Origin of the sequence: Aliivibrio sp. SR45-2, assembly GCF_963890165.1 — a bacterium.
Classification (GTDB): Bacteria; Pseudomonadota; Gammaproteobacteria; order Enterobacterales; family Vibrionaceae; genus Aliivibrio; species Aliivibrio salmonicida.
In genome coordinates this window covers 1-13,502 of the sequence record NZ_CAWPRC010000088.1, presented here as the reverse complement: position 1 = coordinate 13,502, position 13,502 = coordinate 1, and the positions used below count along the sequence as shown (strand labels likewise).

Below are 13,502 nucleotides of genomic sequence, written 5' to 3'. Positions count from 1 at the left end.
TAATTTACATCGACTCTCGTAATAGAAAAACCAACATAATAATTAAGACTCTACATCTAAGTATAAATAAGTCAGTAATTAATGCGATTGTCAATATCAGCAGGGATTGCTATGAATCACATCTCTCCTCTTTTATTTAATAACGAAGACATCTCCCTCATTGAGTTAAAACAACAATTACGTTTTTTCTCCGATTATCAAATTCATAAATTTCATCAACATACTCCAGTATCAGAGTTAGTACTCCAACGAGCTCAATATTTTGATCAATTACTTACTCGTCTCTGGCTATTTTTTGAATTCGATTCCCAGCCAGAAATATCACTCATTGCTGTTGGCGGTTATGGGCGTAATGAACTCCACCCTCTTTCTGATATTGATATTTTAATTTTAACAAACACTCATATTGATGAGACGTTTCAGCGTAAAGTCAGTAATTTCGTCACCTTACTTTGGGATTTAAAACTTGAAGTAGGACACAGCGTTCGTAATTTAGCGGAATGCATTGCCATCGGAAAAGACGATTTAACTGTCGCAACAAATTTACAAGAAGCCCGCTATATTTGTGGGGATGAAGAATACGCACATAAACTTAAATTAAATATTCATTCTGATAGCTTTTGGCCGAGTGAATCTTTTTATCAAGCAAAAATAAATGAACAAAAAAGACGTCACTCTCGCTATCACGATACAACCTACAACCTAGAACCCGATATCAAATCAAGCCCTGGTGGACTGCGTGATATTCATACTTTAAGTTGGATCGCTCGACGTCATTTTGGAGCCACCTCACTACTAGAAATGAGCCAAGCTGGCTTTCTAACGGATGCTGAGTATAGAGAATTAGTTGAATGCCAAGAGTTCTTATGGCGAATTCGATTTGCGCTTCATATCGAGTTAAAACGCTACGACAATCGCCTCACATTTGGACATCAGCCTCAAGTTGCTGAGCATTTAGGATTTCTAGGTGAGGGAAATCGCGGTGTAGAACGAATGATGAAAGAATTTTATCGAACACTACGCCGTGTCGCTGAACTCAATAGCATGCTGTTGAAGATTTTTGATCAAGCAATTATCAATCAAGGCGAGCAAGAGAAAGCCATTATTATTAATGATGATTTTCAGCGCCGTGGTCGTTTAATCGAAGCAAGAAAACCCGCCTTATTTCAAGCAAGACCCGATACCATCTTAGATATGTTTTTGCTCATAGCAAATGACTCTACGATTGAAGGGGTTTCACCACCAACAATGCGTCAATTGCGCACTGCTCGCCGTCGACTAAATCGTTTTTTATGTGAAATCCCCGAAGCAAGAAATAAGTTTATGACACTAACTCAACACCCTAACGCGCTTCATAATGCCTTTAGTGTCATGCATCGATTAGGCGTACTTTCTGCTTACTTGCCGCAATGGAGCCAGATTGTAGGTCAAATGCAGTTTGACCTTTTTCATGCTTATACTGTTGACGAACACAGCATTCGATTATTAAAACACATCAATAAATTTTCAGATCCTGAAAATAGAGAAAAGCACCCTATTTGTTGTGAGGTTTACCCTAAGATCAATAAAAAAGAGTTATTACTTATTGCTGCAATTTTCCATGATATAGCGAAAGGCCGCGGTGGTGATCACTCTAAATTAGGAGCCGTTGATGCTTATGATTTTTGTATTGAACATGGTTTATCAAAGCCAGAAGCCAATCTTGTCTCTTGGTTAGTAAAAAGCCACTTACTCATGTCAGTAACGGCACAACGAAGAGATATTTATGATCCTGATGTCATTACTGAGTTCGCACAACAAGTTCGTGATGAAGAACGACTCGATTATTTAGTCTGCTTAACCGTTGCTGACATTTGTGCAACAAACCCTGACTTATGGAATGGCTGGAAACGATCTCTCATTGCCGATTTATACAATGCCACCCAACGAGCATTACGTCGTGGTTTAGAGAACCCACCCGACCTTCGAGATCGTATACGTCATAATCAACACCTTGCCTCAGCACAATTACGAAGTGATGGATTTAATCAGGGCGAGATAGATCGCCTATGGCGTCGCTTTAAAGCCGATTATTTTTTAAGACATACTCAACAACAAATTGCTTGGCATACTAGTAATCTTTTGCAGCATAACGACATAGAAAAATCACTCATTCTGATTAGTAAAAATGCGACAAGAGGCGGGACTGAAATTTTCGTGTACAGTAAAGATCAAGCTCACCTTTTTGCTACCGTCGCCGCTGAGCTCGATCGACGAAGTATTACGATTTATGATGCTCAAATCATGTCGAGTAAAGATGGGTACGCGCTTGATACTTTTATTGTACTTGACCAAAATGATGACCCGATTGATGAAGAGCGACAACAGCTATTAATTGATCAACTTTATGCCGTAGAGCTCGAAACTCAAGATACGCATATAAGAACTCGCCGTCCACCACGTCAATTGCAACATTTTACCGTAAAAACTCGCATGGAGTTCCTTCCAACAAAAACAGGGAAACGAACGTTAATGGAGTTTGTCGCCTTAGATACTCCGGGGTTACTCGCCACTGTCGGAGCCACTTTTGCACGCTTAGGTGTTAACCTCCATGCAGCAAAAATAACGACCATTGGCGAAAGAGCAGAAGATTTATTTATTCTCACCTCTGAAACGGGTGGACGACTTGACGATGAAAAACAAGCGGAACTAAAAATAGCGCTAATCAAAAATGTAGATGAATTGATTAATTAATATTTTTCTGTGGGATACCTTCAACTAAACGGATCTATCCCACAAGTTTACTGAACACTGTTTGTCATCTCTTCTATCTTAGATAAAGATTGAAGCGACAACATAATAATAATGGAGTAAACCATGTATCCACATTTAGTTAGTCTTGGAATTTCAGAACCTGAAAAAATTGAACGCTATTCTTTACGCCAAGAAGCGCACAAGGACGTCTTAAAGATTTATTTTTCAAAGCAAAAAGGGGAATTATTCGCAAAAAGCGTAAAGTTTAAATACCCTCGCCAAGTGAAAAATGTCTTAGTCGATGGCGGTAGTCACCGTTATAAAGAAACGACTGAAATTAATCGTAATCTTATCCTCATTATTGATGAGTTAAATAAAATTACACGTCCAGAAAAAACAACACCGGCGGATGTGAAGAAAAAAATCCTTAATGATCTTCGTCATTTAGAAAAAGTCGTTGCGAGTAAGATTGAAGAAATAGAAAGAGATCTCGATAAACTGTAAAACTCATTTATACAAATAAAAAAATGGACCAATTACGGTCCATTTTTTATGAGCAGAATATTAAAATTACCGATTAAGGCATTTCTTCAAATTCTTCCTCACCTTCTTTATCGATAGGTGTTGGCATTAGATGTTCACGTGTAATACCTAATTTAAGAGCCAATGCAGAAGCTACGTAGATAGAAGAATACGTACCAACCGTAATACCTAATAGCAATGCCAGAGCAAAACCATGGATCATTGCTCCGCCTTGAACAAACAATGCGATAACCACAAACAAAGTCGTTGCTGATGTAATCAACGTACGGCTTAAAGTTTGAGTAATGGAGTCATTCATTATCTCTTCAGGAGCACCTTTACGCATTTTTAAGAAGTTTTCACGGATCCGATCAAATACAACAATGGTATCATTCAAGGAATACCCCACTACCGTTAGTAATGCTGCGATAATCGTTAAATCGACTTCAATTTGTAAGAACGAAAAAATACCTAATGTGATAATTATATCGTGGGCCAATGCTAATACCGCACCCGCAGCTAAACGCCACTGGAAACGAATCGACACATAAGCCAAGATGCATAACAAAGACACAAGGATAGCTAAACCACCCGACTCTGCTAATTCTCCGCCTACATTTGGGCCTACAAACTCAATACGACGCATCTCAACTTGATCGCCCGTACCTTCTTTAATCGCACTAATGATTTGATTACCTAATTGCTCTCCTTTCATGCCTTCTCGAGGTTGAAGACGAACAATTACATCACGTGCTGTACCAAAGTTTTGTACCGTCGCATCACCAAAGCCTTTTGCTTGTAGTGCGCCACGAATATCTTCTAATTGAGCTGGTTGTTCAAAGCCGACTTCAATTAACGTTCCGCCCGTAAAATCTAGTCCCCAATTCAACCACTTTGTTGATAACGTAGCAATTGACGCTACAATCATCAACATAGAGAAGAAAAAGGCAGGCTTGGACCAACGCATAAAATCGATCGTTTTCTCTGCTTTCATTATTTGAAACATGACAAATATTCCCTTAGATCGACAGTTTGTCTACGCGCTTACCGCCGTAAACTAAGTTAATAATACAACGAGTACCGACGATAGCTGTAAACATTGAAGTCAAAATACCAATTGATAGCGTTACTGCAAAACCTTTGATCGCACCAGTACCTACAGCAAATAAGATAATCGCTGTAATTAATGTCGTGATGTTTGCATCAGCAATGGTACTGAATGCGTTTGCATAACCTTGATGAATCGCTTGCTGCGGATTACGCCCATCCCTTAACTCTTCACGAATACGTTCAAAGATAAGTACGTTTGCATCCACGGCCATACCAACAGTTAATACAATGCCGGCAATACCAGGAAGCGTCATTGTCGCTCCAGGGATCATCGACATAACACCAATGATAAGTACCAAGTTAGCGGCAAGCGCTAAGTTAGCAACCAAACCAAAGCCACGATAATAAATTAAAGTAAATAGCATTACGGCTACCATACCCCAGATACACGCTTGAACACCCATATCAATATTCTGTTGACCCATTGATGGACCAATCGTGCGCTCTTCAACAATCGAGATTGGCGCAATTAGTGCACCAGCACGAAGGAGAAGTGCTAAGTTATGAGCTTCTGCTTGAGAATCAATACCCGTAATACGGAAGCTGCGACCAAGAGCTGATTGAATCGTTGCTTGGTTAATCACTTCTTCTGTCTTAGCAAGAATAACGCGACCTTCAGGCGTACGACGACCGCTGTCTTTATACTCTGTAAACACGGTTGCCATTAGCTTACCGATATTTTTACGAGAGAACGCCGTCATCTTACTGCCACCTTCACTGTCTAGTGAGATGTTAACTTGAGGACGACCATATTCATCAGCACTTGAACTTGCATCTGTAATGCTCGCTCCACCAAGAATAATACGTTTCTTAAGAACAACAGGACGACCATTTCGATCTTCTTTTATTTCGCTTCCCGCCGGTGCTCGGCCATTAGCTGCAGCCGACAAATCCGCTTTGTCATCCACTTCACGGAACTCAAGTGTCGCCGTTGCACCTAAAATTTCTTTTGCACGAGCGGTGTCTTGAACACCCGGTAACTCAACAACAATTCGGCTTGCACCTTGACGTTGAACTAATGGTTCAGCAACACCAAGTTCATTCACACGATTACGGATAATCGTGATGTTTTGCTCAACCGCATAATTACGGATCTCTTGTAAACGCTGATCAGTAAAGCTTGCTATTAATTTAAATTGGCCATTTGATTCAGAATCAACAAACGTCATATCACGATGCGCATCGGATAATACTTTTTTGGCTTCTTCTAGTTGATCCGCGTCACGAAGAACAACTTCAACACTTTCTTTACCTGAACTGCGAATAGCACGATAACGGATCTTAGCTTCGCGTAAATCGGTTCGGAAAGATTCTTCTTGCTGACCAACAAGTTTGCTCATTGCGGCATCCATATCCACTTCCATTAAGAAGTGAACACCACCACGTAAGTCTAAGCCTAGCTTCATTGGTGCAGCACCAATGGACGTTAACCAATTAGGCGTTAGTGCAGCAAGATTTAACGCCACTACGTAATCTTTACCTAATGACTGGCTAATAATATCTCTGGCACTGATCTGAGAGTCAGTGTCTTTGAAGCGAACAAGAACACTGCCATTTTCGAATGCAATAGACTTATAAGCGATGTTATTGTTTTTTAAATTTTCAGCAACGACATCCAGCGTAGAGGTTTGAACCTCAGCACCACGACTACCCGTGATTTGAACGGCTGGATCTTCACCATAAAGGTTTGGAAGCGCATACAGAGCGGCGATAAGTAGTACAGAAACTACCATCAAATACTTCCATAAAGGGAAACGGTTTAACACAGCGATGTCCTTAACGAAAAATACCCTCTAACCGAAGTTAGAGGGTACAGTTTTTATAGTGATTTCAGAGTGCCCTTTGGCAGAACCGCTGAAACAAAATCTTTCTTAATGGTTACTTCATTATTTGCGTTAAGCTCAATAACAATGTAATCATTTTCGTCAGATGCTTTCGTAATTTTACCTACTAGGCCACCTGCGGTAAGGACTTCATCACCTTTGCCCATAGAAGACATTAGGTTTTTGTGTTCTTTTTGACGTTTCGCTTGTGGGCGATAAATCATAAAGTAGAAGATAACAGCAAACATACCAAGCATGATAAACATTTGCATGCCACCGCCTTGCGCTCCTGCTTCACCAGCTGCATGAGCTTGAGAGAAAAAATTCATTTAATAACGTCCTCGTATCTAGTTTCTAATTTCCGGTTTCTAAAATGTGACCATACACATATCCCTATGGATATATGGGTGATTACTCTGCTTTTAAAGGTCTTTTAATGGTGGAACTTCACGGTCACGGCGTGCATAGAACTCTTCTACAAACTGCTCGAAACGATCTTCTTCCAAGGCCTTACGGATGCTCGCCATAATACGTTGGTAATAACGTAAGTTATGAATCGTATTTAAACGTGCACCTAAAATTTCATTACAGCGATCTAAATGATGTAAATAAGATTTACTGTAGTTCTGACAAGTATAACAATCACATTCAGGATCCAGTGGTGTTGTATCTACTTTATGTTTCGCATTACGAATCTTAACGATACCGCCAGTCACAAATAAGTGACCATTACGAGCATTACGCGTTGGCATAACACAGTCAAACATATCAATACCGCGACGGACGCCTTCAACCAAATCTTCTGGTTTACCAACACCCATTAGGTATCGTGGCTTATCTTCAGGTAGTTGTGGGCACGTATGCTCTAAAATGCGGTGCATGTCTTCTTTTGGCTCGCCTACTGCTAGACCACCAACAGCATAACCATCAAAACCAATTTTCGTTAGTGCTTCAACAGAAACATCACGTAAATCTTCGTATACACCACCTTGAACGATACCAAATAATGCATTCGGGTTTTCTTGGCGATCAAACTCATTACGGCTGCGATCAGCCCAACGAATTGAACGTTCCATTGAAATACGAGCTTCATCGTGCGTTGCTGGGTATGGCGTACATTCATCAAAAATCATGACAACGTCAGAACCAAGATCATATTGGATTTGCATTGATTTCTCTGCATCCATGAAGATCTTATCACCGTTTACAGGGCTACGGAAATGCACGCCCTCTTCAGTGATTTTACGTGTTTTACCAAGGCTAAATACTTGAAAACCACCTGAATCGGTTAAAATAGGACCTTTCCAATTCATGAAATCATGCAAGTCACCATGCAATTTCATGATTTCTTGACCAGGACGCAACCATAAATGGAATGTGTTACCTAGTAAGATTTCTGCACCTGTGTCTTTTACTTCTTCAGGAGTCATACCTTTAACAGTACCGTAAGTACCAACAGGCATAAACGCAGGAGTTTCAACCGTACCACGGTCGAATTGCAGTTGGCCACGACGTGCGCGGCCTTGTTTTTTGATCAGTTCGTATTTCACGAAACCTCCAATAAGCCAGAGAAACAATCTGACGACTTGTTTATTTTGCATTTATTAAGACATTTAATAAATGCACCTCTAGCTACTCTTTTCACTGAAAGGAGTAGTCTAGCTGAAAACGTCCTGTTTTCCTTATTTCACTGGCTCCGTGAGTGAAGTTTGAATTAAGAATGAGCACTAACTCACTTTTTACTACGACGTCTTCTTCGTAATAAACATCGCATCACCGTAACTAAAGAAACGATATTGATGATTTACGGCTTGATCGTACGCTTTCATTGTATTGTCATATCCAGCAAAAGCACTGACCAACATAATTAATGTAGATTCTGGCAGGTGAAAGTTTGTCACCAATGCGTCAACGACTTGAAATTCATACCCTGGATAGATAAATATTTCAGTATCATCAAAAAATGGCGCTAACTCCGTCCCTTGCTTTAAGGCGTGTTGTGCAGCACTTTCTAAAGAACGAACCGATGTCGTCCCAACAGAAATAACGCGACCTCCACGAGCCTTCGTGGCTTTAATTGCATCAACGACTTCTTGAGATACTTCGGCATATTCAGAATGCATATGGTGGTCTAAAATATTATCAACCCGTACTGGTTGAAAGGTTCCAGCGCCAACATGAAGGGTGACGTAAGCAAATTCTACCCCTTTTGCTTTCATCTTTTCTAAAATGTCTGTATCAAAGTGTAAACCAGCCGTTGGAGCAGCGACCGCTCCCGGTTTTTCATTGTAAACCGTTTGATAACGTTCTTTATCCGCATCTTCATCAGGACGATCAATATAAGGGGGTAATGGCATATGGCCAATTTCATCCAAAATATCCAATACTTTCTTTTCTGAAGTAAAACGAATTTCAAATAATGTATCGTGACGTGCAACCATCTCTGCTTCGTATTCTTGGTTCTCACCTAACCACAGTTGATTTCCTGGTTTTGGTGATTTTGAACAACGAACATGAGCCAACACAGAATGATCATCAAGAACGCGCTCAACTAACACTTCCAGTTTACCGCCAGAGGCTTTAACACCAAACATACGAGCAGGAATAACGCGAGTATTATTAAATACAACAAGATCACCATGCTGTACTAAATCAAGCACATCAGTAAACTGACCATCATGCAATTCACCACTATTACCGTTTAAATGTAATAGGCGACTTGCGGTACGCTCTGGTTGAGGATAACGCGCAATAAGTTCATCAGGTAATTCAAAATGGAAATCGGATACTTGCATGGTTTACTTCTTCATCAAAAATGGCAGACAGAGTAGTATATTCACGCGAAGAGCAATAGCAAGAGGTGAAGGTATATACCTCTCATTTTTTCCTAAAATATGCACTTTAGAGAAGGAAGTTGACCTTAAACAGAGAAAGTTTAATCACAATATAAAACTCTTCAAATCCTAGGCTAGCTCTCACTTTTTTATTTCTCCTGCTTCTATATTTACTATAGGCACGTAAATAACAGGAGCACGCTATGTTTACCGTTAACGATATGATGACAACACATCCTCATACCCTGCTTCGTTCAAATTCATTAGAAGATGCTAAAACACTAATGGATGAACATTGTATTAGGCACATACCGATTATAGAAACGGATAACACATTAATTGGATTAGTCACACAACGAGACTTATTGGCAGCTCAAGAGTCTTGCCTAGAAAAACCAACATTTGAAGAAATATCAACATTAGATATCCCATTAAACTCAATCATGCATAAAAATGTCATGAGTATTTCTCCACATGGGGGATTAAAAGCAGCCGCAGTATTCATGCAAAAACACAAAGTAGGTTGCCTGCCAGTGGTTGAACATGGCAAATTGGTGGGCATAATCACAGATTCTGATTTTGTTACGATTGCGATTAATTTATTGGAATTACAAGAAGAAGTGGATCCGATGGAAATTGATGAATAAAAAAGATAAGGGAGACTCCATTCTCCCTCAAACGTGGTAATACGCTTATCTCTTATTATGTATACCGCAAAAAATGTTATGGGGTTCTATCTAGCTTTAGGCATTCGTTTTAAACTGCTCTTCTTCCGTTGAGCCCGTTAATGCGGTCACTGATGAATTACCGCCTTGAATCGTGTTTGTCATCTTATCAAAGTACCCTGTACCTACTTCTTGCTGATGCGCGACAAACGTATAGCCCTTAGACGCAGATTCAAATTCTTTACGCTGAACCATTTCAACATAATGACGCATGCCTTCACCCTGAGCATAAGAATGCGCTAATTCAAACATGTTAAACCACATGCTATGAATGCCAGCTAGTGTAATAAATTGGTATTTGTACCCCATATCAGCCAGTTCTTGTTGGAACTTCGCAATCGTTTCTGAATCGAGATTTTTCTCCCAGTTAAACGATGGCGAACAGTTATACGCTAATAATTGGTCTGGATATTCGGCATGAATCGCTTCAGCAAATTTACGCGCTTCTTCTAAGCATGGCGTTGCGGTTTCACACCACACTAAATCAGCATAAGGAGAATAAGCAAGACCACGAGAAATTGCCTGGTCAATCCCTGCCGTTACTTTATAGAACCCTTCAGCAGTACGTTCACCTTCAATAAACTCTTGATCATAAGCATCGCAATCTGAGGTTAACAAATCCGCAGCATTGGCATCGGTTCTTGCGATAACTAACGTTGTTGTACCTGCAACATCAGCCGCCAATCGAGCCGCCACTAATTTTTGAACCGCCTCTTGAGTCGGAACCAATACTTTGCCCCCCATATGACCACATTTTTTCACCGACGCTAACTGATCTTCAAAGTGAACGCCTGCCGCACCAGATTCAATCATATTACGCATCAATTCATAGCCATTTAGAATGCCACCAAAACCGGCTTCTGCATCGGCAACAATGGGAAGGAAATAATCAATGCCTTCTTCTGGTGTTGTGCCTGTTGACCACTGAATTTGGTCCGCTCGACGAAAAGAATTATTAATACGCTTAACTACCGAAGGTACTGAATCTACTGGATACAACGATTGATCAGGGTACATCGTTGATGCCGTATTATTATCTGCTGCCACCTGCCAACCAGAAAGATAAATCGCTTCAATCCCAGCTTTCGCTTGTTGGACCGCTTGTCCACCAGTTAACGCACCGAGACAATTCACATACCCTTTTTTAGACGACCCATTAACGAGTTCCCACAGCTTATCTGCTCCTTTTTGAGCAATCGTATTCTCTGGTGCAAAAGATCCACGAAGGTTAATTACTTCTTCCGCTGTGTATGGACGAGTTACCCCATTCCAACGAGGATTTTCAGCCCAATCTTTTTTTAACGCATCAATTTGCTGTTGGCGAGTTTGCGGTTTAAATGTAGTCATAATAGTTCCCTCTTTTATAAATAGTCATAGCCAGTGAGTGTTAAAAAGTCCGTTAGTTGATCGCTGGTGGTTAATTGCTCCATCAGTTTTGCTGCTTGAGTAAATTGTCCTGAATCAAAACGTTCAGTTCCCAACTCCTCTTCTATTATTTTCATTTCTTCTAATAACATGGTTCTAAACAGATCCGCGGTCACTGTGTCACCGTTATCTAGTGTCTTTCCATGTTGTATCCATTGCCAAATAGACGTTCGTGATATTTCTGCCGTTGCGGCATCTTCCATTAATCCATAAATAGGGACGCATCCATTACCTGTTATCCACGCTTCAATGTATTGAACTGCGACTCGAATATTATGACGCATTCCCTCTTCTGTTCTTTCGCCTTCACACGGTGCTAATAGTTCTTCTGCCGTAATTGGCGTATCAGTATCTCGGCTAATGTCTAATTGGTTAGAGCGTTCACCCAATACCTTGTCAAATTCAGCTCTTGCGGTATCAGCCAGTCCCGGATGAGCAACCCAACTTCCGTCGTGTCCATTATTTGCTTCTAATGATTTATCCGTTTGAATTTTATTTAAAACCCAATCATTTTTTACCGGATCTTTTGATGGAATAAAGGCGGCCATTCCTCCCATCGCAAATGCGGCTCTTCGGTGACAGGTTCTGATCAGTAATCGTGAATAAGCATTTAAAAACGGTTTTTCCATTGTCACCGCTTGGCGATCGGGCAATACACGGTCGGGATGATTTTTAAGTGTTTTAATGTAGCTAAAAATGTAATCCCATCGACCACAGTTCAATCCAACAATATGCTCTTTAAGGCTATATAAGATTTCATCCATCTCAAACACAGCAGGCAATGTTTCAATCAATACTGTTGCTTTTATTGTGCCTTGTTTTAATCCGAATTCTCGCTCCGCAAAACTAAACACATCACTCCACCACGCAGCTTCTTGGTAAGCTTGTAATTTAGGCAAATAAAAGTAAGGACCACTGCCTTTCTTTAATGACGTTTGATAGTTGTGATAAAAATAGAGAGCAAAATCAAATAAAGCACCGGGAATAGGTACACCATTAAACAGCACATGTTTTTCAGGAAGATGTAGACCACGAACGCGACAAATCAATACCGCAGGATCTTGTTTTAGTTGGTACACCTTCCCCGTTTCTGGGTTGGTGTACTGAATCGTGCCGTTCATTGCATCTCTCAGGTTTATCTGTCCATCCAGCACGGCCTCCCAAGAAGGAGCTAATGAATCTTCAAAATCGGCCATGAATACTTTTACATTCGCATTCAATGCATTGATCACCATTTTTCTATCTGTCGGCCCAGTAATTTCAACTCTTCGGTCTTGAAGGTCAGTGGGTATCCCTTGAATCGTCCATTCAGATTCTCGAATAGAGCGCGTTTCTTGTAAAAAATCGGGCAATTGGCCTGCATCAATTTGTCTCTGACGATCCTGACGAGTATTAAGTAATTCTGGAATGCGGTGAGCAAACTTATCGACAACATGAGTAAGGAAACGTATTGCGCCAGACGTTAATATTTCTTCTCTTTGTAAGCTATCAGGATCAATTATTGAGAGTGATTGTTCAGTGGTTGTCATGGTATCTGTCATAGCTTGCGCCTCCGGCAAAATTACATTTGTAACTAAAAAACTACCTTTTAGTTTTTATGTCTCATCCTATTAAACTGTTTTTCCGCGAACTCCTATTACATTCCTTAAAGATAGATTCAATTACAACCCCTACCAAAGGCTAATAAACACTTAAAAAATCAGCAATATGTCGCTAAACCTCAGTAAGTTGAGTTATGAGTAAATGCTCTATAGAGGCAATTGTCAAAAATTAATTTTAACAATCAATCAACATTGAAAGACATTAAAGATCCAGTAAAAACGTAATAAAATTACACAAATTAAACCTGTAAAATTGAACATGTAAAATTCACACTTTTAATTACACAAATAAAACAGAGGGATAGACATAAAAAAACAAAAGAGCGACTCTTATTTAAGGGTAGGTAAAAAGAATCTGACGATATACAACAAGAAAGGGAAAGATAGACAGGTCGGATCTGTTTACGGTTAAATATACAGAAATGAGAATTCGATCACTAAAACCTCACAGTATTCAAAAGTAGAAAGGCGCTTATTTAAATGAATAAATAAACGCCTCTTGATATCAAAGTTTTGAATTAAAGATTATAAAATACCTTTAACAACCTCTGCTAGTTGATGGAAGGTTTGTAAGCGAGAAGAGCTTGGACGCCATACTAATCCAATGTCTCTAGAGGCTTCTTGACCGGGTGGTTCAACAACAACCAAGTTTTGATTATCAAGTAATCCGTGTTTGATCGCCATTTGAGGAATAAAGGTTGTCCCTAATCCATTCGCCACCATTTGCAC

Annotated in this window: 11 protein-coding genes; 3 read left to right on the top strand and 8 right to left on the bottom strand. The window is 40.1% G+C overall.

Features of this window, described 5'->3' with window-relative positions; translation table 11 throughout:
- Positions 1–111: 111 nt before the first annotated feature.
- Together glnD and AACV33_RS03905 are read left to right on the top strand one after the other, a co-directional pair.
- A complete protein-coding gene (gene glnD / locus AACV33_RS03910; protein WP_026025365.1) occupies positions 112–2,733 on the top strand; it encodes a bifunctional uridylyltransferase/uridylyl-removing protein GlnD in 2,622 nt (873 codons plus the stop codon).
- Positions 2,734–2,856: 123 nt separating this feature from the next.
- Positions 2,857–3,237, top strand: a complete 381-nt coding sequence (locus AACV33_RS03905) for a DUF3461 family protein (protein ID WP_012550918.1) — start codon at positions 2,857–2,859, stop codon at positions 3,235–3,237.
- Between the two features lie 73 nt (positions 3,238–3,310).
- Here the strand turns inward: AACV33_RS03905 and secF are convergent, their stop codons facing one another.
- The 5 genes from secF to queA all read right to left on the bottom strand — a co-directional run bounded on the left by secF (position 3,311) and on the right by queA (position 8,983).
- Positions 3,311–4,261, bottom strand: a complete 951-nt coding sequence (gene secF / locus AACV33_RS03900; protein ID WP_012550919.1) for a protein translocase subunit SecF — start codon at positions 4,259–4,261, stop codon at positions 3,311–3,313.
- A gap of 13 nt (positions 4,262–4,274) precedes the next feature.
- Entirely contained in the window at positions 4,275–6,131 is a 1,857-nt protein-coding gene (secD, locus tag AACV33_RS03895; RefSeq protein WP_083199013.1) for a protein translocase subunit SecD, read from the bottom strand.
- Between the two features lie 53 nt (positions 6,132–6,184).
- Complete coding sequence (yajC, locus tag AACV33_RS03890) at positions 6,185–6,517, bottom strand: preprotein translocase subunit YajC (protein ID WP_012550921.1); 333 nt, start codon at positions 6,515–6,517, stop codon at positions 6,185–6,187.
- Positions 6,518–6,610: 93 nt separating this feature from the next.
- Positions 6,611–7,738 (bottom strand): tRNA guanosine(34) transglycosylase Tgt, encoded by a 1,128-nt coding sequence (gene tgt / locus AACV33_RS03885; RefSeq protein WP_026025367.1) that lies wholly within the window; start codon positions 7,736–7,738, stop codon positions 6,611–6,613.
- Between the two features lie 192 nt (positions 7,739–7,930).
- The gene (gene queA, locus AACV33_RS03880) at positions 7,931–8,983 is read right to left on the bottom strand and encodes a tRNA preQ1(34) S-adenosylmethionine ribosyltransferase-isomerase QueA (RefSeq protein ID WP_012550923.1); all 1,053 of its coding nucleotides are present in this window, start codon (positions 8,981–8,983) and stop codon (positions 7,931–7,933) included.
- 242 nt (positions 8,984–9,225) lie between these two features.
- On the opposite strand from queA, the gene AACV33_RS03875 reads away from it, so the two are divergent.
- On the top strand, positions 9,226–9,669 hold the full coding sequence (locus tag AACV33_RS03875; RefSeq protein WP_182699904.1) for a CBS domain-containing protein: 444 nt from the start codon (positions 9,226–9,228) through the stop codon (positions 9,667–9,669).
- Positions 9,670–9,765: 96 nt separating this feature from the next.
- Here the strand turns inward: AACV33_RS03875 and aceA are convergent, their stop codons facing one another.
- The 3 genes from aceA to AACV33_RS03860 form a co-directional block, all read right to left on the bottom strand.
- Complete coding sequence (gene aceA, locus AACV33_RS03870; RefSeq protein WP_017021237.1) at positions 9,766–11,094, bottom strand: isocitrate lyase; 1,329 nt, start codon at positions 11,092–11,094, stop codon at positions 9,766–9,768.
- Positions 11,095–11,108: 14 nt separating this feature from the next.
- On the bottom strand, positions 11,109–12,713 hold the full coding sequence (gene aceB, locus AACV33_RS03865; protein WP_182699903.1) for a malate synthase A: 1,605 nt from the start codon (positions 12,711–12,713) through the stop codon (positions 11,109–11,111).
- Positions 12,714–13,298: 585 nt separating this feature from the next.
- A partial coding sequence (locus tag AACV33_RS03860) for a LysR substrate-binding domain-containing protein (RefSeq protein WP_255458537.1) occupies positions 13,299–13,502 on the bottom strand: 204 nt, incomplete at its 5' end.

Coding starts and splice junctions, on each gene's coding strand:
- glnD (WP_026025365.1), top strand. CDS start 112: ATGAATCACATCTCTCCTCTTTTATTTAATAACGAAGACATCTCCCTC.
- AACV33_RS03905 (WP_012550918.1), top strand. CDS start 2,857: ATGTATCCACATTTAGTTAGTCTTGGAATTTCAGAACCTGAAAAAATT.
- secF (WP_012550919.1), bottom strand. CDS start 4,261: ATGTTTCAAATAATGAAAGCAGAGAAAACGATCGATTTTATGCGTTGG.
- yajC (WP_012550921.1), bottom strand. CDS start 6,517: ATGAATTTTTTCTCTCAAGCTCATGCAGCTGGTGAAGCAGGAGCGCAA.
- queA (WP_012550923.1), bottom strand. CDS start 8,983: ATGCAAGTATCCGATTTCCATTTTGAATTACCTGATGAACTTATTGCG.
- AACV33_RS03875 (WP_182699904.1), top strand. CDS start 9,226: ATGTTTACCGTTAACGATATGATGACAACACATCCTCATACCCTGCTT.
- aceA (WP_017021237.1), bottom strand. CDS start 11,094: ATGACTACATTTAAACCGCAAACTCGCCAACAGCAAATTGATGCGTTA.
- aceB (WP_182699903.1), bottom strand. CDS start 12,713: ATGACAGATACCATGACAACCACTGAACAATCACTCTCAATAATTGAT.